This is a genomic window from Roseibium alexandrii DFL-11 (assembly GCF_000158095.2).
Lineage (GTDB): Bacteria > Pseudomonadota > Alphaproteobacteria > Rhizobiales > Stappiaceae > Roseibium > Roseibium alexandrii.
Window position 1 is genome coordinate 4,959,248 of the sequence record NZ_CM011002.1, and the last position, 20,011, is coordinate 4,979,258.

Annotated in this window: 18 protein-coding genes; 10 read left to right on the top strand and 8 right to left on the bottom strand. The window is 57.1% G+C overall.

What is annotated here, in order from left to right; translation table 11 throughout:
• Genes SADFL11_RS22880 through SADFL11_RS22910 form a run of 7 tightly spaced genes read left to right on the top strand, consistent with a single transcriptional unit; the run spans nt 1 to nt 8,023 of the window.
• Nucleotides 1–849, top strand: a complete 849-nt coding sequence (locus tag SADFL11_RS22880; RefSeq protein ID WP_008195769.1) for a carbohydrate ABC transporter permease — start codon at nt 1–3, stop codon at nt 847–849.
• Entirely contained in the window at nt 846–2,927 is a 2,082-nt protein-coding gene (locus tag SADFL11_RS22885) for an alpha-galactosidase (RefSeq protein WP_008194734.1), read from the top strand. Before SADFL11_RS22880 ends, SADFL11_RS22885 begins: the two co-directional genes overlap by 4 nt.
• A gap of 46 nt (nt 2,928–2,973) precedes the next feature.
• The gene (locus tag SADFL11_RS22890; protein ID WP_008191665.1) at nt 2,974–3,738 is read left to right on the top strand and encodes an SDR family NAD(P)-dependent oxidoreductase; all 765 of its coding nucleotides are present in this window, start codon (nt 2,974–2,976) and stop codon (nt 3,736–3,738) included.
• Nucleotides 3,735–4,655, top strand: coding sequence for a 2-dehydro-3-deoxygalactonokinase (locus SADFL11_RS22895; protein WP_008189376.1), 921 nt, complete (start codon nt 3,735–3,737; stop codon nt 4,653–4,655). Before SADFL11_RS22890 ends, SADFL11_RS22895 begins: the two co-directional genes overlap by 4 nt.
• Nucleotides 4,652–5,266 carry a 2-dehydro-3-deoxy-6-phosphogalactonate aldolase gene (locus SADFL11_RS22900; RefSeq protein WP_008196703.1) on the top strand — a complete coding sequence of 205 codons (615 nt, stop codon included), beginning with the start codon at nt 4,652–4,654 and terminating at the stop codon, nt 5,264–5,266. Before SADFL11_RS22895 ends, SADFL11_RS22900 begins: the two co-directional genes overlap by 4 nt.
• Nucleotides 5,267–5,270: 4 nt before the next feature.
• Nucleotides 5,271–6,113, top strand: coding sequence for an SMP-30/gluconolactonase/LRE family protein (locus SADFL11_RS22905; protein ID WP_008191181.1), 843 nt, complete (start codon nt 5,271–5,273; stop codon nt 6,111–6,113).
• Nucleotides 6,114–6,121: 8 nt separating this feature from the next.
• Complete coding sequence (locus SADFL11_RS22910) at nt 6,122–8,023, top strand: beta-galactosidase (RefSeq protein WP_040450938.1); 1,902 nt, start codon at nt 6,122–6,124, stop codon at nt 8,021–8,023.
• 56 nt (nt 8,024–8,079) lie between these two features.
• Here the strand turns inward: SADFL11_RS22910 and phnF are convergent, their stop codons facing one another.
• Both phnF and SADFL11_RS22920 read right to left on the bottom strand, forming a co-directional pair.
• The gene (gene phnF / locus SADFL11_RS22915) at nt 8,080–8,856 is read right to left on the bottom strand and encodes a phosphonate metabolism transcriptional regulator PhnF (protein ID WP_008196873.1); all 777 of its coding nucleotides are present in this window, start codon (nt 8,854–8,856) and stop codon (nt 8,080–8,082) included.
• A 1-nt stretch (nt 8,857) separates the two neighbouring features.
• A complete protein-coding gene (locus SADFL11_RS22920; protein WP_008192989.1) occupies nt 8,858–10,003 on the bottom strand; it encodes an alpha-D-ribose 1-methylphosphonate 5-triphosphate diphosphatase in 1,146 nt (381 codons plus the stop codon).
• 123 nt (nt 10,004–10,126) lie between these two features.
• Between SADFL11_RS22920 and SADFL11_RS22925 the strand changes: the two genes are divergently transcribed.
• The 3 genes from SADFL11_RS22925 (at nt 10,127) to phnE (ending at nt 12,656) form a co-directional block, all read left to right on the top strand.
• Complete coding sequence (locus SADFL11_RS22925; protein ID WP_008196855.1) at nt 10,127–10,978, top strand: PhnD/SsuA/transferrin family substrate-binding protein; 852 nt, start codon at nt 10,127–10,129, stop codon at nt 10,976–10,978.
• 104 nt (nt 10,979–11,082) lie between these two features.
• The gene (locus tag SADFL11_RS22930; RefSeq protein ID WP_008196667.1) at nt 11,083–11,859 is read left to right on the top strand and encodes a phosphonate ABC transporter ATP-binding protein; all 777 of its coding nucleotides are present in this window, start codon (nt 11,083–11,085) and stop codon (nt 11,857–11,859) included.
• Entirely contained in the window at nt 11,856–12,656 is an 801-nt protein-coding gene (gene phnE / locus SADFL11_RS22935) for a phosphonate ABC transporter, permease protein PhnE (protein ID WP_040450937.1), read from the top strand. Before SADFL11_RS22930 ends, phnE begins: the two co-directional genes overlap by 4 nt.
• A 200-nt stretch (nt 12,657–12,856) precedes the next feature.
• Here the strand turns inward: phnE and SADFL11_RS22940 are convergent, their stop codons facing one another.
• The 6 genes from SADFL11_RS22940 to SADFL11_RS22965 form a co-directional block, all read right to left on the bottom strand.
• The gene (locus SADFL11_RS22940; RefSeq protein WP_008190517.1) at nt 12,857–14,281 is read right to left on the bottom strand and encodes a M20 family metallopeptidase; all 1,425 of its coding nucleotides are present in this window, start codon (nt 14,279–14,281) and stop codon (nt 12,857–12,859) included.
• 92 nt (nt 14,282–14,373) lie between these two features.
• Nucleotides 14,374–15,372, bottom strand: coding sequence for an ABC transporter ATP-binding protein (locus SADFL11_RS22945; protein ID WP_008188746.1), 999 nt, complete (start codon nt 15,370–15,372; stop codon nt 14,374–14,376).
• On the bottom strand, nt 15,369–16,343 hold the full coding sequence (locus tag SADFL11_RS22950) for an ABC transporter ATP-binding protein (protein ID WP_008194437.1): 975 nt from the start codon (nt 16,341–16,343) through the stop codon (nt 15,369–15,371). Before SADFL11_RS22950 ends, SADFL11_RS22945 begins: the two co-directional genes overlap by 4 nt.
• On the bottom strand, nt 16,340–17,257 hold the full coding sequence (locus tag SADFL11_RS22955) for an ABC transporter permease (protein ID WP_040450936.1): 918 nt from the start codon (nt 17,255–17,257) through the stop codon (nt 16,340–16,342). The genes SADFL11_RS22950 and SADFL11_RS22955 overlap by 4 nt, the downstream gene beginning before the upstream one ends.
• Nucleotides 17,254–18,231 (bottom strand): ABC transporter permease, encoded by a 978-nt coding sequence (locus tag SADFL11_RS22960; RefSeq protein WP_008189665.1) that lies wholly within the window; start codon nt 18,229–18,231, stop codon nt 17,254–17,256. The genes SADFL11_RS22955 and SADFL11_RS22960 overlap by 4 nt, the downstream gene beginning before the upstream one ends.
• 61 nt (nt 18,232–18,292) lie before the next feature.
• Nucleotides 18,293–19,876, bottom strand: a complete 1,584-nt coding sequence (locus tag SADFL11_RS22965) for an ABC transporter substrate-binding protein (RefSeq protein ID WP_008191172.1) — start codon at nt 19,874–19,876, stop codon at nt 18,293–18,295.
• Between the last annotated feature and the right edge of the window lie 135 nt (nt 19,877–20,011).

Consider the following 20,011-nt stretch of genomic DNA (forward strand, 5'->3'; position numbering starts at 1 on the left):
ATGTTCCCAACACCCATCGAACGTACACCGCGCTCCTGGCAGATCACTTATCAGACCTTGCTGCCGCTTGCCCTGATCCTCTGGCTGCTGCCCCTGATTGCCGTCGCAATTTTCTCGGTCAAACCTGATGCCGACTTTGCCAATGCCAACTATTGGGGGTGGCCCTCGTCTTTTGAGGGTTTCACCAATTACGGTCTGGTCTTCACCGGATCGGATATGCCGCAATATCTCTTGAACTCCTTCAAAATCACGATCCCGACCGTGATCGGTGCGGTCGCTCTGTCCTGCATGACGGGGTTTGCACTCGGTATCTATAAGTTCAGAGCCAACATCTGGATCTTCTTCATGTTCGTGGCCGGCAACTTTGTGCCGTTCCAGATCCTGATGGTCCCGGTCCGGGATCTCACGTTGCAGTTGGGGCTCTACAACACGATCACCGGACTGGTGCTGTTCCACATCGCGTTCCAGACCGGGTTCTGTACGCTTTTCATGCGTAATTTCATCCGAGCCCTGCCGTTTGAGCTGATCGAAGCGGCAAGGGTGGAAGGCGTTGCAGAATGGCGGATCTTCTGGTTTGTCGTCCTGCCGCTGATGAAGCCGGCGATCGCCGCGCTCTCAGTGCTGATCTTCACCTTCATCTGGAACGACTATTTCTGGGCGATTGTACTGACCCAAGGCGTAGAAAGCCAGCCGGTCACCGCGGGGATCACCTCGTTCAATGCCCAGTACCGGGCCGCCTATCACCTGATGAGCGCGGGCTCCATCGTTGCAGCTCTGCCACCAGTCGCGATGTTTTTCATGATGCAAAAGCACTTCATCGCCGGTTTGACGCTTGGGGCCGTGAAATGATCAGGACCTGGCATCTTGGCGACCGGCATCAAAGTCTGGTCCTGGCATGCCGCAATGCTGGTCTGCCGGAGGTTGTCTACTGGGGTCCGGCCCTGCCGGAGAGCGAAAACCTGCAGGTTCTGGCGAAAGCTGCGGTCATGGATGTGACCGGCGGCATGGTGGATGAAAATGCTCCAATCAGTTTGAACCCGGAAGCTTCAAGAACCTTTCCGGGTCAAACCGGTCTGTCGGCACGGGACGCTGCGGGGAAGGTTCTGGCCCCACGCTTCAGCTTTCAATCGGAAGAGCGGGCTGGCAATGAGTTGTCACTGGTTTACTCTGATGAAAGCTGCGGTTTATCTCTTCGGTTTGATCTCAGCCTCACCGAGGCGACATCGCTATTCAAACTCAAAGCCCAATTGCAAAGTCAGGAAGACATCGTTGTCGACTGGCTGGCAGCGCCTGTCCTGCCGGTTCCTGCGTACGCCGACGAGATGATCGAGTTTTCCGGCCGCTGGTGCTCGGAATTCCTGACCAATCGCCTGCCCTTTGCCCCCGGCGCACGTGTCCGTGACAACCGGACGGGCCGGACCGATCATGCCCACTTTCCAGGTCTCATCGTCTGCAATCCGACAACCTCAAACACCGCGGGTGAAGCCTTTGCCTTTCACTATGTCTGGTCCGGTGGTCACAGGATGGTCGTAGAGGAACTGGCGGATGGTCGGCGTCAAGTCCAGTTCGGACACGCCTCGGCCAGCCTTCGCAAGGGCACATCGTTTGCGACCGCCCCGCTTTATGCCACCTATTCTGCCGATGGCTTAAATGGGGCTGCTGTCCGGTTTCAACGGCATGTCCGCATGCAGATCGTCAAGGACGCGCGGACGCCGCGCCCGGTGCACTACAATTGTTGGGAAGCCGTCTATTTCGACCACAAGCTCGCTGAGCTGAAAGCCATCGCCGACCGGGCCGCGGAGCTTGGTGCGGAACGTTTCGTTCTTGACGACGGCTGGTTCGGCAAACGCGACGATGACACGTCATCGCTCGGCGACTGGACCATCGATCCCCGCAAATACCCGGATGGCCTCACCCCGCTCATTGACCACATCACGTCTTTGGGCATGGAATTCGGCATCTGGTACGAGCCGGAAATGGTCAATGAGGACAGCGATCTCTACCGCGCTCATCCGGACTGGATCCTGGGGCCTGAAGACCAGACACGCGGCCGCCAGCAGCTGGTGCTCGACATGGCCCGTGAGGACGTGCGCGCCTATCTCTTTGACCAGATGTCAGGCGTTCTTGGCACCCATGCCGTTGGCTATGTCAAATGGGATCACAACCGGGTTCTACCCATTGTCGATGCGGCGCAGACTGAGGGTGTCTACACCCTCTTTGATCAGCTGCGCAGAGCCTTCCCGCACGTTGAATTTGAGAGCTGCTCTTCCGGTGGCGGCCGGATCGATTTTGGCATTCTGGAGCGCACGCAACGGGTCTGGCTATCCGACAGCAACGACGCTCTGGAGCGTCAACGCATTCAGCATGACGCCGCGCTCTTCCTGCCCGCGTCCGTGACCGGATCCCATGTCGGCCCGCGCCACTGTCACACCTCCGGCCGGGTGATCGGCATGTCGATGCGCGCCTGGACCGCAGCCCAGCGGCACCTGGGTTTTGAAATGGACCCGCGCGAGCTGACCGATGACGAAGCACGGATGCTGAAGGCCGTGACCGACTGGTGGAAGGCCAACCGGGACTGGTTGATGCAGGCGGACATCCTGCGTCTCGATACGATCGATCCGGCAATCATTGCGGAGATACAGGTGGCGGAAACTGGGGACCGGTTCGCAGCTTTCGCCGCCCTGACCCGGCCTTCCGACCAGATCCTGCCACATCCGATCCGTTTGACGGGTCTGGACCCGGATGCTGTCTACAAGATAACGCTGACGAACCGGGACGAGACGCCCGGCTTGTCCCGTGGCGCGCCGCTTTTGAAATATCAAGATCTAACAGTCAGCGGTCGGTATTTGATGTCGCATGGCCTGACACTGCCATGGCGATTCCCGGAGACAATCTGCGTTATCGAAGGCCAGCGTCTGCCAAATTGAGAAAAACACTTCGGTAATTTGAGCCACTAACACAAGGGACCCACTGATGTACGCGAATTTTCCGGATCTCAAAGACAGCTCGGTTTTCATCACCGGCGGTGGGTCCGGCATCGGCGCCTCTCTGACGGATGGTTTCTTGGCGCAAGGGGCCAAGGTTGCCTTCGTGCAGCGGTCCGATGCGACGGCTTTTTGCGATGAAATGGAAGAAAAACATGGCACCCGGCCGGTGTTTTTGCCGTGCGATATCACCGACATGAGTGCGCTCAAGGCCTCAATGGATGAAGCTGTGAAGGCGAACGGGTCGATCACCGTCCTGGTCAACAACGCGGCCAATGACAAGCGCCACACCACGGAAGAGGTTGACGAGGACTTTTGGGATTGGTCCCAGGCGATCAACCTGAAGGCCTATTTCTTTGCCTGCCAACATGTCGTCGGCGGCATGCGGGCAGCGGGCGGTGGATCGATCGTAAATTTCACGTCGATCTCCTACATGATGGGCAACGCCGGATACCCTGCCTACACGACAGCCAACTCTGGCATCAACGGATTGACCCGGAGCCTGGCGCGGGAGTTTGGTCCGGACCGTATTCGCGTCAATGCTGTAGCTCCCGGCTGGGTTCTCACCCAGAAGCAAAAGGACATTTGGGTCACTCCGGAAGGCCTTGCTGCACATATCGACCGCCAGTGTCTCAAGGAGGAGTTGGCGCCTGAAGACATGGTCGATCCGGTGCTGTTCCTTGCCTCAAAAGCCAGCAAGGCAATGACCGGCCAGTCTCTCGTGGTCGATGGTGGGGTTGTGGTGACCGGATGAGTGGACAGGATCACATTGCCTGGATTGCTGCTGATTGGGGAACGACCAATCTGCGGATTTGGGCGCTCGACGCTGCAAACACTACGGTTTTGCACAAAGCGTCGGCCAGAGGAATGAGCACACTCGCGCCGGATGAATTTGAGGCTGCTCTTCTGGAGCTGATCGACGAGTGCCTGTCCGAGAACCGAACAACTCCTGTCATCATTTGCGGTATGGCGGGGTCGCGGCAAGGATGGCGGGAAGCGCCTTATAGGGAGACACCTTGCGCGCCTCCCGGTGTCGGCAACGCCACAATCATGGAGCCGGTCGATCCACGTCTCTCAGTCTACATCCTTCCCGGCATCAAACAGACGGCACCGGCAGATGTGATGCGCGGCGAAGAAACCCAGATTGCCGGTTTTCTGTCTGATCATCATTCATACACTGGTCTAATCTGCTTGCCGGGGACCCATACCAAGTGGGTGGTGTTGGAGGAGGGGATCATCACCCGGTTTCGCACGTGTATGACGGGCGAAGTCTTTGCCCTTTTGAAAAACAAATCCGTCCTGCAGCATAGTCTGGCGCAAGAGGGGTATTGCGACACAAGCTTTGAGGCAGCTGTCAAAGAGATCACAAGGTCTCCTGAGCGTCTGACAAGTGAGCTCTTCGGCATTCGCGCCTCCAGTCTGATTGCAGGGCAAACTCCGGAAGCCGCGACTGGTCGCCTTTCAGGTCTGCTTATCGGAGCTGAACTTGCCGCAGTCGCGTCAGAGTTCGATCTTCAGAACACTGCGATTTTGGGCAAGGATCAGCTCTCCCGAGTTTATGGAGCAGCGCTTGGTATCCTTGGGCACCAGAGCGCGTTGCTGGACGCTGAAAGTTATACGGTCAAGGGTCTGACACTGGCCTATGAAGCGCATTTGAAAGAAACAAAATGAGCCGACACATCATCGCGATCCTGCGTGGACTTACGCCCTCTGAGGCCTTGCCGGTTACAGAAGTTTTGATAGAGGCCGGCATCACCAAAATCGAGGTTCCTCTGAACTCGCCGGAGCCTTTGAAAAGTATTGAGGCAATGGCGAGGGGCTTTTCCGGTAAAGCAGAAATTGGCGCAGGAACAGTTCTGGAGGCTGAGCAGGTTCATCAGGTCAAAACCGCCGGTGGCACATTGATCGTCTCGCCGGATTGCAATCCGGACGTCATCCGCATCACCAAAGCGGAAGGCATGTCCTCCTTTCCGGGTGTGATGACACCCACCGAATGTTTCAGCGCGCTCCGCAACGGAGCTGATGGTTTGAAGTTTTTCCCGGCCACCCTGATTGGCCCTGATGGGCTCAAGGCCATGCTTGCCGTATTGCCGAAGGGAACGAAGACCTATGCAGTTGGAGGAGCCGGGCCGGACAATTTCGATCATTGGCTAAAAGCTGGCGCGACCGGTTTTGGTATTGGGACGGCACTGTTCAAGCCGGGATATACGGTTGATGAGATCAAAGCCCGGGCTGAAGCCATAGTCACTGCCTATGATGCTGCCGAAACATCGAATGAGTAGGGCCATGACGTCGATCTACGATCATAGGCAATGCCTTTTGGGGGAAGGGCCGATCTGGCACCCGGAGCGCCAGCAGCTGTTTTGGTTCGACATTTTGAACAAAAAACTGCTGAGCCGGAAAGGCCATGAAGAACTCTCATGGCAATTTCCGGAACATGTTTCTGCCGCGGGGTGGATCAGTGAACATGCCCTGGTGATCGCCAGTGAGAGCAAGCTCTTTTTGTTTGACCTGGAAACCGGGGCCGAGCAGATGTTGTGCCCGCTGGAGGCAGACAATCCGGTTACCCGGTCCAATGACGGCCGCGCAGACCCCTATGGCGGGTTTTGGATCGGAACCATGGGAAAACGTGCTGAAACTGGTGCAGGCAGTATCTACCGGTACTTTCGCGGAGAGTTGCGTCAGCTGTATTCCGATTTGACGATCACCAATTCGATCTGCTTTTCCCCGGACGGCGAAACCGCCTATTTCACCGACACGGCAACGGGCATCATTCATAAAACCGCGCTCGACCCTTATGGCTGGCCGGTGGGCGAGCCAACCGTCTTTGTCGATCTTAGAAACGAGGAGCTGAACCCGGACGGTTCGGTCGTCGATGCGGACGGATATCTTTGGAATGCACAATGGGGCGCTCACCGGGTCGCTCGGTATGCGCCGGACGGATCCTTCATCGAAGCAATTGATTTTCCCGCTGAACAGATCTCCTGTCCGGCCTTCGGTGGTGCCGAACTGAAAACTCTTTTCGTAACAACCGCGACCGAAGGCGGGCTAACTGGTGACAGCGACGGCAAGACCTTTGCCGCTGAGACATGGACCAGGGGTCAAGCGGAACACCGCGTCCGGCTTTAGAGCAAATCATGAAACGCACACTTGGCACTTGTTATTATCCGGAACACTGGCCTGAGGAAATCTGGGAGGCCGATGCCCGCCGGATGAAAGATGCGGGCCTGACGTGGGTTCGCATCGGTGAATTCGCCTGGTCGCGGCTTGAACCCTCACCGGGGGACCTTCAGTTCGACTGGCTGGACCGGGCTATCGACACACTCGGATCTGCCGGCTTGAAGGTCGTTCTTGGGACACCGACTGCGACCCCGCCCCGCTGGGTTGTCGACAAGTATCCGGACATGATCGCCATTGACGCAAGCGGTCAGCCGCGCAAGTTCGGCTCCCGGCGTCACTATTGCTTTTCCCATGAGGGCTTCCGGGCCGAAAGCGACCGGATCGTCACACTGGTTGTCGAGCGCTATGGCCGAAACCCGCATGTCGCCGCCTGGCAAACCGACAATGAATACGGCTGTCACAACACCACGATTTCCTATTCCGTCGCTGCCCGTGATGCATTCCGGGTGTGGCTGGAACAACGTTATGGCACCATCGGTGCGCTCAACCGCGCCTGGGGCAATGTCTTTTGGTCCATGGAGTACAGCACTTTTGCCGAGATCAATCTGCCGAACCTGACAGTCACCGAGCCGAACCCGTCTCATGCGCTTGCGTTCCGGCGGTTTTCGTCGGACCAGGTAGTCAGTTTCAACAAGCGGCAGGTTGAGATCATCCGGGCGAATTCCGATGCTCCGATCAGCCACAACTATATGGGCCGGATCACGGATTTCGATCACTTCAAGGTGGGGGACGATCTGGAAATTGCCGCCTGGGACAGTTACCCGCTCGGGTTCCTTGAGGACCGGGTCGGAGCATCGGCCGAGCATCAGCGCGCCTATGCGCGTCAGGGCGATCCCGACTTTCAGGCCTTTCACCACGACCTTTACCGCGCCGTCGGCAAGGGCCGCTGGTGGGTCATGGAACAGCAGCCGGGACCGGTGAGCTGGGCGCCTTACAATCCGGCGCCACTGCCCGGCATGATGCGGCTTTGGGCCTGGGAAGCCTACGCCCATGGCGCAGAAGCCGTGTGTTACTTCCGCTGGCGGCAGGCCCCGTTTGCCCAGGAGCAGATGCACGCAGGCATGTTGCGGCCGGACAATGCCGACGCTCCCGCCCTGATCGAGGTCCGGCAGGTCGCGGACGAGTTGCGTGCCGCACCGGATGTGTCTGTGCGCCAAGCGCCGGTTGCCCTGATCTTCGACTATGACGCCGACTTTGCCTGGGCCACCCAGCCGCATGGTGCCGGCCTCAGCTATTTCCAGCTGGTGTTCGATGCCTACAAGGCACTGCGCAAGCTCGGGCTGTCCATAGATATACTGCGCCCGGAAACACGCGATTTCAGCGGCTTCAAAATCGTCGCCGCGCCCGGCATGATCACCATGCCGAACGATCTGAAATCCTCCTTGGCAGAGTATGATGCGGAAGTGGTTCTTGGTCCCCGGACCGCAGCACGAGACGCGGATATGGTCATACCGGTTCCCCTGCCGCCGGACATGCCGGGTCTGGATGTCACCGTTGCACGGGTGGAAAGCCTGCGTCCGGATATGCCAATGCCCCTCAAGGGGGGCGGCGCCTTTACCGGGTACCGCGAGGAACTGGAAAGCGCTGTCGAAACATTGTTCGAACTGGACACCGGGGAACCGGCTGCTGTCAGCTCTGATCATCTCACATACGTTGGCGGGTGGTGTGATGATGTGGCCTGGCGCCGACTTTTTGAGCACCTTTGCGCAAAGGCGGACATACCGACTTTAGATTTGAAGGATGGCGTCCGGTGCCGTGACACCGAAGGCACGCGCATCTGGATCAACTATGGTTCAAAGGCTGCGGAAACGCCCGCCGGTCCAATCGCGGCTGCAGGGGTTCTGTTTGAAAAGTTGTAGCAAACTATTGCTCGCAGCTGATCGCTAACCCGACCGTCTAGAGATTGCCAATACAATCAAGCCCTGGTGGGTGCCGCGCCTGGAAACACAATTTCGACGCTAGAGAGTGGCCAGCAGCCAGCATTGTATTCGATTGGAGTGCCGGTTGGATCGCAATTGATCGCAACCACTTCCAAAACGGGCGTGCGCGGACTGAGGTTTAGCCCATCCGCTTGCCGCGCCGTTGCAAATCCGCCCGCAATTCTTGTTTCGGCGCGCTCGTAGCGTTCGACACCGTGCGCTTTGTAAACCTCTGTAACTGAGCCCGTTTTGTTGTAGACGGCTTCGAAGTCCGGAAACCTCGCTGCCGGGAACTCTTTGGCCGTCAGATAAATCGGTTCGCCATCCAGAATGCGACGCCTGAGCAGCTTGATGACTTGGCTCCCGGTCGGCAGTGCAAGGGCAACTCCGCCTTCAAAAGAAACATCTCCGCGCATGAGGTTCAATGTCTCGGTGGTCACCCGATCACGGGCGACTTTGAAGCCATCAGCAAATCTCATGTTGCTTTCAACTTCGTACCGTTCAGGTCTCTGACGGACAAAGATGCCGACACCTTTTCTGGCGTGAAGATGACCTTCCTGCTGCAATTTCGAAAGTGCCCGGCGGATGGTGATCCGGCTGACCTGAAAGACTTCTGCGAGATGAACCTCCCCGGGAAGCTTGATGCCAGGTGCGAGCACGCCGTTTTCGTAGGCGAGTTGAAGACGGTCACATATCTGCAGCCAAATGGCTTTTTCGCCTTTGGCCTGGTAGGGCTCGCGCGCGAGAGTTCGAAACAGTTCCAGATCGGTCACGTCACACCCGGTGGCTTTGATTACCTGAATTGAAGGTATATTTCACCTCGCCGTTGGCAATCACCATCCGGATGCTGCGGGTCTTTTTGTCCACGAGAATGCAATCCGCCCGCATTCCTTCTGCAATCTCGCCACGATCTGCCAGTTTTGCCGCCGCTGCCGCGTTTTTGGAGATCAGGTTCCATGCCCTCTCCAGTGGAAGAACACCGTCATCAACCAGTTTAAACGCAGCTGCCAACGGAGCTGGGTAATAGTAGTCTGATGCCAGAACGGTGCAGTGGCCGGACGCCACACTTTCTTTTGCATCGATGGCGTTGTTCTGGGAGCCGCCACGCACAATGTTGGGGGCGCCCAAGACAACGTGTTCGCCGTCTTCGACCGCGCTTTTGGCGGTTGCAATGGTCATTGGAAACTCGGAAACGGAGACGCCCAGGCGGCGATGTTCTACGCGGTTTTCCGGGGTTAACTCGTCATGTGCGAAGACGGAGCAGCCAGCATCCCGCGCACCTGCACAGATGGCTTCAATCGCAGCTGGGACCTCGTTTCGCCGTTCCCAGACGTCGTTGATCAGGTCCTTGCACTGGCCTTCTGTAAGGCCGGATCTACCGGCCATCCGGCTGATTTTCGATGAGGATTTTGGCAGGTCGAGATAGGCGGTCGTGTGATCGTTGAGCGAGAGAATGGATTTGGTATCGTCTTGGACCCAGTCAATCATGTCGTGGACATGGTTCAGTGCGAATGTCTCCCACCGGATGTTCAAATGCATATCCGAGGAAAAAGTTCCTCGCAGGGCCTTTAGGTCCGCCCGGAAATTGGCCGCGGCCTCATAGCTGCGCAAGCCCGGTTCCCAGGAAACAGTCAGTCCATGATAAGCGGTGGTGATGCCATTGGCGATCAGTTGGCGGTCAACATCCGCCAGCGCAAGTGAAAGCGGGAAGTCGACATTCGGCCGAGGCTGTATGGAACGTTCAAAAGCATCACCGTGTACATCTATGATCCCCGGGAGAACATAACAGTCCGAGGCGTCAACTGTTTCCCCAAATTCATTTGATGAATCAACGAATACGCCCGAGTATATGTTAACCGGCTTACGAGTGAATTCATCACTCTTCAAAGCGTCGCCGCCAGAAATACTTATCGAATTCAATTTCGGTTCCTCGAATATTTTAACAATAGAGCGGCTGCGTCATGAAACCGTTATCGACGGAGATCTATAGGGAGGCTGTATGACACTCCTGTGTACACAGGAATAGCCATTGGAGAATTCAACATGCTTCGTTCTGCCATTGCTGCAGCTGCAATGATTTTCGCGCTCCCTGTTGCCGCTGAACCTGTTCGTCTTGCGGTCACCGACATCGAGGGCCTTGAAGCCCTGCAGCAGGAATTTTCTGCCTTTGAAAAGGCTCTGGAAGACACAACAGGCTTGGACATCGAACTGTTTCCAGTCAGCTCCCGTACGTCAGCCGTTGAATCCATGAACCAGAACAAGGTCGATCTGGTTCTGACAGGTCCAGCTGAATATGTCGTAATGAAGGAACTGACCAACGCGGAAATCGTTGTTGCTTGGCAGCGCCCGAACTACTTCGCCCAGATCGTCGTTATGGCAGAAGGCGAGATTGACGGGCCGCAGGACCTCAAAGGCAAAACTGTTACCTTTGGCAGTGTCGGTTCGACGTCCCAACACCTTGGCCCGGCGCAGGTTCTGGCAGATTTCGGTCTTGCTTATGGCACTGACTACACTGCGCAGATCATTTCCCGCAACGTGGCCATCGAGGCCCTGATCCGCGGCGATGTTCAGGCCGTTGGCATGAACGACGGCCACTTGCGCCGCATCCGTGATGCGTTTCCAGGCGAAGCCTTCAAGGTCATTGCCCGGGGCCGTGATCTTCCGAACGACATCCTCGTTGCTCGTCCGGACATGGATCGTGTTGCTCTGGAAAAAATCAAGACAGCGTTCCTGGAAAACAGCGGAACGCTGATGGCTGCAGTTCTGAAGGGCGAAGACAACCAGAAATATGGTGGTGGCTTTTTCCTGACGGGCGTGAACGATGAGAACTACAACTACGTTCGCGACATGTATCAGACCATTGGTGTCGACACCTCTTCATTCGTTGGTGACTAACCCTGTCTTCAACCCATCGGGAGCGCGGGTGATCGCGCTCCTTGCCGGTGCTTCCGCAGTGTCTTGCCCGGAAACAAGCGCCATAAAACTCTGAGGACTGCGCGGTGCTTCACACGCCTCCCGCCGATACCAAGGATGTTGCTATTGCGACATCTGCACTTAAGAAACAGTACAAGAATGGTCAGGTTCCGGTCCTGAAGGGCGTCGACTTGACCATTCGCCATGGCGAGCGTGTCGCATTGATTGGCTCCAACGGCAGCGGCAAATCCACTTTGTTGAAGTGCCTTATCGGACTGCATGCTGTGAATGAGGGATCGGTCCAGACACTGGGTGAAACCTTTGGCTCCATTCCGACCGCTGCGCAGCGTGCGCAATTGCGCAAACAGACCGGTTTTGTCTTCCAAAAACACTGTCTGGTGAAACGGCATTCTGTTCTGAGCAACGTTGTCCACGGCATGCTGGGCTTGCCCGGCAGTTGGCGCGCGTTCACTCAGGCGACGGCCCCGTCCAGTTGGCGCGCGAAGGCCATGTCTGCCCTGGACGATGTAAATCTGGCCGACAAGGCGCGCAGCCGTGCGGATGCTTTGTCAGGAGGGCAGCAACAGCGCGTTGCAATCGCGCGCGCAATTGTGCGTGGGCCGCGGCTGATCATTGCTGATGAACCGGCGGCCAGCCTCGATCCTGTGGCTGGCACCGAGGTCATGCGCCTGTTTTCCGAACTTGCCCAGGTGCACGGGATTACGTTGCTCTTTACCAGCCATGACATGGAACACGCTGCCGCTTATTCGGATCGGACCGTGGCGTTGAAAGACGGACAAATCCTGTTTGACAAGGCGTCGTGTGAGGTTTGTGACCAGGATCTAAGGGACACTTTCCAATGAGTGGTGTCGCCCCGGACTTCCGGTCCCGTTTTTCGGGAATGTCATCGATCAACTTCGTTCTGATCATCGTTGTTGCTGCAATTATTTTGAGCTCGATCAACTCTGTTGCGCCTTCCGTTGGTCAATTGGCGAATGGGCTGCCGAGTATGGTCAATCTGCTCGATCGAATGTGGCCGCCCAATACGGAAGCCAGTTTCCTCACACGTGTGGGAATGCGCCTCGTCGAGACATTTCAGATCGCCTTGGCGGGTGCTGCCATCGGGATTGCTCTCAGTCTTCCGATTGGATGGTTGGCTGCGAAAAAAGTGTCTCCCATCGGTCCGGCATCCTGGCTGGTAAAGGCCATCATTTCTCTCCTTCGAACCATTCCAGACCTGGTTTGGGCGCTTCTGTTCGTGGTGACTGTCGGTCTTGGGGCCGTTGCGGGCACCATGACGATCGTTGTGGATACGATCGGGTTTTGCGGTCGATTTTTCGCGGAAGCCATGGAAGACGCCGACAAGGAGCCGCAGGAAGCGCTCTCAGCAATTGGCGCGAACAAGGTGTCCATCCTCATGGGTGGAATTTTGCCGGACGCTGCACCATCAATGATAAACACCGCGCTGTTTGCGTTGGAAAAGGCTGTCCGGTCGTCGGTGGTTCTTGGTCTTGTTGGTGCGGGCGGGATCGGCCAGGAGCTGAAGGCGGCCTTCGACCTCTTCCAGTACAAGAATGCGTCCGCGATTATCCTGGTGATCTTTGTGATCGTGCTCGTGATGGAGTTCATCACCGACTGGTTGCGCACCAAACTGCAATAGATCCGCCGTACTCCAGCGGCGCTCGAGCGCACCTTGGGTGCCAAGTGCAAACAGCTCGGAAGCATGATCTTGCTGTTTGCACCCCATATAACGAGACTGATCTTCACCAGCGTTATTGTTGTTAATTGTGGCTGACCGGACATGTTTCGCATTGAAGCACGACAATTCCTGGCCAGCGCTATCAGATTATCCGATCAAACCTACTGGTTGCTCATGGCCTTTAAGGGAGGGGCAACCTCTTCCGGGATCGGGCAGGCATACGGGTCTTTGGCAAGGGTTGCCTTGTGTGCATCGACAGCCTGGTTCAAGACGCCTGTGTCCTCAAAGAGATCAACCGCTGTGCCTGCCATGATCTTTGCAGCTTGGACCATGCCCTTGTGCGCAGCCGGGGCCTTTCCTTGTGCGGTCAGCTGCCATGTGTGGAATGGAGTGCCAACTGCACAAGTGGCAACACGTGCCTGAACGGTCGGCACAGCCCAGCTGACATCGCCCACATCGGTTGACCCTTCTCCGCCCTCACTTTTCCGGTCCAAAGGAGCCACAAAATCACAAAGCGCGAGATCCGGATCAACCTCAGCCCCGATGCGCCGGAACGAGACGTGAATATTATCCTCGCTGAGCGTCTCACGGATCTTGTTTGCAAAGATGCGGTCCGTTTCATCGAAATTAGGGGCGCCCAAACGGTTGAGGTTGCGCTGCATGGTTTCTTCCAAAGGACGGTTGCCAAGCAGATTGGACACGCCGCTGACGACGCTGCTCTCGACCGTTGTCTCGGTCATCAGCGCTGCGCCTTCAGCAATCTTGTGGACCCGGCCGATCAGATCGCGCAGTTCTTTGAGGTTCCGCGCCCGCACCAGCTGGCGTACGGTGGCCTTGGACTGGACGACATTGGGCGCAATCCCACCGGCATCCAGATAGGCGTAATGCACCCTGGCGTCGTCCGGCATGTGTTCGCGCATGTAATTTACGCCAACGTTCATCAGCTCGATTGCATCGAGAGCGCTGCGGCCAAGTTCAGGGGCACCGGCCGCATGCGCCGCGCGGCCGTGGAAGGTGAAATCGATCCGCGTGTTTGCAAGGGACTTGGCTTCGTTGACCCCGGTGAAGGTTGCCGGGTGCCAGGAGATTGCTGCATCGACGTCGTCGAACAGACCCGCGCGGACCATGAAGGTTTTGGCAGCGCCACCTTCCTCGGCGGGGCAGCCGTAGTAGCGCACACGCCCCTTGAGCCCACGCTCTGCCAGGTAGTCCTTCACAGCAGAGGCCGCCATCAAGGCCGCGGAGCCGAGAAGGTTGTGGCCGCACCCATGCCCGGGGCCGCCGGCCTCGACCGGCTGATGTTCGGCAGTACCGGCAACCTGGCCAAGTTCGGGAAGGGCATCGAACTCACCGAGGATGGCAATGACAGGGCCTTCATCGCCGGCTTCACCCACAATCGCGGTCGGTATTCCTGCGACACCTTCGGTTATCCTGAACCCTTCCTGTTCCAGCATCTTTTTGTGTTCGGCAACAGACTTGAATTCGGTGTAGGCGATTTCCGGCAGGTCAAAGACACGGTCGGAGAGGCCGATATAATCCTCCCGGCGGCTATCGACCAGATCCCAGACGCGATCCGTATTTTTCATTGTGTCCTCCCAAAAATGTCAGCAGAACCCCGTCGCGTCGCAACGGTGCGGCACGGGGCAGGTCTTCGTATCGGCAATCCCGACTGCCGGGATCAGAGCGTCTTCCAGTAGTGGCAGGCGACCGAATGGCCGCCGCCGAAAGTCTCAAGGTCCGGCTGCTCCTGGCGGCAGAGGTCCTGCGCCTGTGGACAGCGCGGGTTGAAGAAACAGCCCTTTGGCGGATCCAGTGGAGACGGGATTTCGCCTTCGATAGGGGCAAAGTCGCGCTTTCGCTGATCCAGCCGGGGTGCTTCTGCAAGCAAGGCCTTTGTGTAGGGGTGTTTCGGCGCGCTGAAGATCTCTTCGGTCGAGGCGCTTTCGACGATCCGGCCGAGATACATGATCGCGACCCGGTCCGCGATGTGTTCGACAACGCTGAGATCGTGGCTGATGAAGAGATAGGTCAGGCCAAACTCTTCTCGCAGATCCATGAAGAGGTTGATAACCTGAGCCTGGATCGACACGTCCAGGGCAGCAATCGCCTCGTCGCAGACGAGGAATTTCGGTTTGACCGCAAGTGCCCGCGCAATGCCGATGCGCTGACGCTGGCCACCAGAAAACTGGTGCGCATATCGCCGTTTCAAAGATGGATCCAGTCCAACCTTCTTCATGATGTCGTCGACGTAGTCAGAGGCTTCTGATCTTGAGACGACACCGTGGACTTGTGGTGCTTCGCCAATGATGTCTTCCACACGCATGCGTGGATTGAGGCTGGCGAAGGGATCCTGAAAAATCATCTGAATGGCGAGTGTTGCCGCTTTCTTGTCAGCGCGCGACATCGCGGCGACATCCTTGCCCTGAAACAGAAGCTGTCCGGAGCTTGGGGCATGAATGCCCGCAACGACACGGCCAAGGGTGGATTTGCCGCAGCCAGATTCGCCCACAAGACCCAGCACCTCGCCTTCCTTGACGGAGAGGTTCACTTCATCGACGGCGTGTACGATTTCTTCCCGGATGCCAGCACCCAGTTTTTGCGCGACTTTTTCGGCAATATCGAGGCGTTTGGCAAAACGTTTCGAGACGTCTTTGATCTCAACAAGTGGCGCGTTCATTCGGCTGCAGCCTGTGCCTGAGGATTGAAACAGCGGATATCCCGGTTCGCGACATGTGTAATCGGGGGCTGGGTCTTGCATGCAGCACTTGCCGATCGGCACCGCGGCGCGAAGGCACAGCCTTCGGGGAGCGCCAGCATGTTTGGCGTCATGCCCTCGATCTGGAACAGCCTTTCGCCGCGTTTGTTTGCTGTCGGAACAGATCCGAGGAGCCCGATCGTATAGGGATGCAACGGGCGGTCGATGACATCGTCGGTCAGACCCTGCTCGACGATCCGCCCTGCATACATGACAGAGATCCGGTCTGCGAGGCCCGCAACGACGGCGAGGTCGTGGGTGATCCAGATCATCGCAGTGCCCGTCTGGCGCGTCAGCTTCTGCGCTTCATGAATGATCTGTGCCTGGATCGTGACATCCAGTGCCGTCGTCGGTTCGTCGGCGATGATCAAATCCGGTTTGTTGAGGAATGCGATCGCGATCGATACACGTTGGCGCATGCCACCGGACAGCTGGTGGGGATAGGCCTTTAGCCGCTCTTCAGGGGAGGGGATGCCGACAAGGCCGAGTGCATCCCGCGACCGTTCCCAGGCTTCTTTTTTTGACACTTTTTCATGGGCGAAGATCGCTTCCATCATTTGGGAATCGATGCGCAGGACCGGGTTCAGTGTCATCATCGGATCCTGAAAGATCATCGATATCCGATTGCCGCGGATGGACTTCAGCTTCCCCTCCGGCGCATTGGCGATCTCATCGCCGTTGAACCGGATCGAACCTTCGACGATCCGGCCCGGCTGATCGATCAAGCCCAGAATAGAGAACCCGGTGATGGACTTGCCGGACCCCGATTCCCCGACCAGACCCATGACCTCGCCCTTGTTGACGGTGAAATCAACGCCATCGACGGCTTTGACAACACCCGCGTGGGTGAAGAAATGCGTCTTCAGCCCGGCAACTTCGAGAACCGCCGTCATTTCTTCATCCTCGGATTGAGAACGTCGCGTAGCTGATCGCCGACTAGATTGATCGAAGCCACGGTCAGTAGAAGCGCAATCCCGGGAAACACAGAGATCCAATACCGGCCGGACAGCATGTACTCAAAACCGTTGGCAATCAGAACGCCAAGTGATGGTTCGGTTTGCGGTAGACCCACCCCAAGGAAAGAGAGTGTTGCCTCCAGCGAAACCGCATGGGCTGTCTGCACTGTCCCAACCACGATCAAGGGGGCGAGACAGTTCGGCAAGATGTGGCGAAAGACAACCCTCGTCTTGGAAAGCCCGAGACATTGAGCTGCTTCAACGTATTCCTTTCCGCGCTCAACCAAGGCCGTGGCGCGAACGGTCCGCGCGTAATAGGCCCATTGGGCTACAACAAGCGCAAGGATGATCTTGTCGATGCCCTTGCCCAAGGCTGCAACCAGCATCAAGGCCACCAAGGCTGCCGGGAACGACAATTGAAGGTCGACAACCCGCATAATGACGGCTTCTGTCCTGCCGCCGGAATAAGCAGCGATCAGACCAACGACCATCCCGACAAACAACGCGATTACGCCGGACGCCAAGCCCACGGAGATGGAAATCCTGAGCCCATAAAGAATGGCTGAATAAAGATCCCGGCCTGCGCCATCGGAGCCAAGCCACATGGTATATCCGGCAAATGCTTCCGATCCGGGGGCGAGCCGCCCATCCAGAACATCGACCTGCGCCAGATCATAAGGGTTTTGAGGCGTGATCCAGGGAGCCAGTATGGCCAGGACCATGATGATCAGGAGGACAAAGAACGCCGTTGCCGCGATTCGGCTTTCGAAAAACTCCGCCCGGAAACGCTGAAACGGGGTCTCCACCTTCACTTTGGAGGGCGCTGAAGAGTGCAGTGTTGAATCGGTCATGCGCCCTGATCCTGCAGCCGGACACGCGGGTCCAGAATTGAATAAAGAATGTCAACGACCAGATTGATGACCACAAAGAACAGCACCATGATCATCAGGTAGGCAACGACCACCGGCCGGTCGAGCTGAAGGATGGCATCGATCAGCAGCTTGCCCATGCCCGGCCAGGCAAAGATCGTTTCCGTGACGACCGAAAACCCGATGAGGCTGCCGAACTCCAGGCCCATGACTGTAACGACCGGGATCATGATGTTCTTCATCACATGGACAAGAATGATCCGGCTGGTCGAAATGCCCTTGGCCCTTGCGTATTTCACATAGTCCTGACTCATCGCTTCCCGTACACCGGCTCGCGTCAAGCGGATGGCAAGCGAGATTTTTAGAAGTGCCAGGTTAAGCGCGGGCAAGAAAATGTGCCGCAGACCGTCCCAGGTCGCCAGACTGGTCTCAATCCCGAAGATCGTTGCTGTGTCGCCTCGCCCTGTTGAGGGTAGCCATCCGAGTTCAACGGCGAACAGCAATATGAGCATCAAGCCGACCCAGAATGTCGGCAGGGAAAACCCGAGAATGGATCCCGCCATGATGCCCTTGGAAATCGGGTTGTCCGGATAAAGCCCGGAAAACAGACCAAGCGGGATGCCAATGACAATGGCAAGCATCAATGCACTGAACGCAAGTTCCAAAGTGGCCGGCATGTGGTGCAAGATCAGCTTCAGGGCCGGTTCGCCGAAGATAAAGGAATCGCCCAGATTGCCCTGGGCTGCCCCCTTCAGGAACAGCAGATATTGGTCCCAGATCGGTCGGTCGAGACCCAGCCGGCGGATTGCGGCCTCGATGTCGGCCTGATCTGCGTCAGGGCTCACCAGCATATAGACCGGGTCGCCAACGATGTTCACACCGAAGAAGACGATCACCGACATGAGAAACACGACGAGGAGCGCCTGCATCAGCCGGCGGATTACAAAAACAGACATAAGGAGTTCTCGGTTCAGGGACGTTCCGGACCGCTGAGATCAGCGGCCCGGAAATCGCTGGTTATTCCTTCACGACACCCATGGCGAGCGTGTACTCGTCGGTGCGGGGAATATACGTCAGGCCCTTTTTGGCCGCCCAGGTGTTGACCTGGAAGTGGGTCGGGATGATTGCGACATCACCGATCGCCATTTCCGTGGCTTCCGCGAGCAGGTCCTGACGCTTTTCATCATCAACGGTGCGCAATGCTTCTTCGATCTTCGCATCGATTTCCGCATTGGAGTGACGTCCGCGGTTCGATGACCCGAAGCCCTTGTCCTTGTCGTAAGTGTGGATCAAGGACTTCAGCGGAGAAGAAGCTTCGCCCGAACCGGCACCCCAGCCCACCAGGATGAAGCTGAACTCCGGCTGACCATCGGCACCGCCGCGGGATGCGCGGCCGAAATAAACGGAACGCGGCATTGTTTCGACCGCAGTCTTGATGCCAACACGTGTCAGCATCTGACCGATCGCCTCGGCGATTTTCGCATCGTTGATGTAGCGATCGTTCGGGCCATGAATGGTCAATTGGAAGCCGTCCGGGTATCCGGCTTCTGCCAACAGTTCCTTGGCACCGTTCGGGTCGTAATCAATCGGCTGCAAGTTCTCCGACACGCCGAAGAAACCTTCCGGCAACAGCTGGCCGGCCGGCAGTGCCACGCCTTCCATCACCCGGTCGACAATCGCATTCCGGTTGATCGCCTTGGAGATTGCCAGACGGACACGCTGGTCCAGAAGCGGATTTTTGATGTCGCTGCCGTCAGTGCCCTTCACAAAGGGGGAGTTCTCACGGAACTGGTCCAAATGGAGGTAGATGACGCGGTTGGAAACACCTTGGCTCAGCTGGATCTCGTCCTTGCCTTCAAGCACGCCGATATCTGTTGTCGGAACGCTGGCGATCATGTCGACATCACCTGCAAGCAGAGCAGCGACACGGCTCGGACCTGACTTGATCGGGCGGAAGTCAACTTCAGTCCAGATTGGAGCGTCGCCCCAGTAGTCATCGTTGCGCACCATAGTGATGCTCTCGCCGGGCTTGTAGCTTCCAAACTTGAACGGGCCGGTGCCAATCGCCGCGGTGCCAGCGTTGAAGTCTTCTGTCGCCGCGCGACATCCGGCGCTGTCCGAGATCACAGGGATCGTGGAAATGTCGTTCGCCATCAACGGGTATGGCGTTTCCGTGGAAATGTGGACCGTATAGTCGTCGATTTTCTTGAAGGTTTTGCCCTTCAAATAAGTGCCGAAGCCAGATGGGGAATTCGGGACATCCGGAGCCCGCTCCATGGTGCAAATGACGTCGTCCGCATTGAAGTCGCTGCCGTCATGGAATTTCACGCCTTCGCGAAGTTTGAACTCCCATGTCAGCTCATCGATCGGTTGCCAGGATACGGCGAGGCCCGGTGACAGTCGTTGCTTTTCGTCTTGTGCAATCAGGCGATCAAACAGGTGATACGAGATTGCGTTGTTCGGACCCAGATTGTGGAAATGTGGATCCATCGCTGTTGGTTCGGACGCCAACCCAATGGTCAGCTTTTCTGCGGACGCTGCCCCGGTAAACAAGGCAAACACGCTTACAGACACTGCGGCTGCAGCAGTAAGTTTTCTCATGACAATATAACTCCCTCGGAAGGCGCGGTGTCCTTTTTGCCGGACTTTTGCCGCACGCTAAAAAGGATGGTAGCTTGCAGAAAATTCATTGCCAACAGAGAAATTAATCCATTTTTGCATAGACTAATTCATCTT

Coding starts and splice junctions, on each gene's coding strand:
- SADFL11_RS22880 (WP_008195769.1), top strand. CDS start 1: ATGTTCCCAACACCCATCGAACGTACACCGCGCTCCTGGCAGATCACT.
- SADFL11_RS22885 (WP_008194734.1), top strand. CDS start 846: ATGATCAGGACCTGGCATCTTGGCGACCGGCATCAAAGTCTGGTCCTG.
- SADFL11_RS22890 (WP_008191665.1), top strand. CDS start 2,974: ATGTACGCGAATTTTCCGGATCTCAAAGACAGCTCGGTTTTCATCACC.
- SADFL11_RS22895 (WP_008189376.1), top strand. CDS start 3,735: ATGAGTGGACAGGATCACATTGCCTGGATTGCTGCTGATTGGGGAACG.
- SADFL11_RS22900 (WP_008196703.1), top strand. CDS start 4,652: ATGAGCCGACACATCATCGCGATCCTGCGTGGACTTACGCCCTCTGAG.
- SADFL11_RS22905 (WP_008191181.1), top strand. CDS start 5,271: ATGACGTCGATCTACGATCATAGGCAATGCCTTTTGGGGGAAGGGCCG.
- SADFL11_RS22910 (WP_040450938.1), top strand. CDS start 6,122: ATGAAACGCACACTTGGCACTTGTTATTATCCGGAACACTGGCCTGAG.
- SADFL11_RS22925 (WP_008196855.1), top strand. CDS start 10,127: ATGCTTCGTTCTGCCATTGCTGCAGCTGCAATGATTTTCGCGCTCCCT.
- phnE (WP_040450937.1), top strand. CDS start 11,856: ATGAGTGGTGTCGCCCCGGACTTCCGGTCCCGTTTTTCGGGAATGTCA.
- SADFL11_RS22940 (WP_008190517.1), bottom strand. CDS start 14,281: ATGAAAAATACGGATCGCGTCTGGGATCTGGTCGATAGCCGCCGGGAG.
- SADFL11_RS22945 (WP_008188746.1), bottom strand. CDS start 15,372: ATGAACGCGCCACTTGTTGAGATCAAAGACGTCTCGAAACGTTTTGCC.
- SADFL11_RS22950 (WP_008194437.1), bottom strand. CDS start 16,343: ATGACGGCGGTTCTCGAAGTTGCCGGGCTGAAGACGCATTTCTTCACC.
- SADFL11_RS22955 (WP_040450936.1), bottom strand. CDS start 17,257: ATGACCGATTCAACACTGCACTCTTCAGCGCCCTCCAAAGTGAAGGTG.
- SADFL11_RS22960 (WP_008189665.1), bottom strand. CDS start 18,231: ATGTCTGTTTTTGTAATCCGCCGGCTGATGCAGGCGCTCCTCGTCGTG.
- SADFL11_RS22965 (WP_008191172.1), bottom strand. CDS start 19,876: ATGAGAAAACTTACTGCTGCAGCCGCAGTGTCTGTAAGCGTGTTTGCC.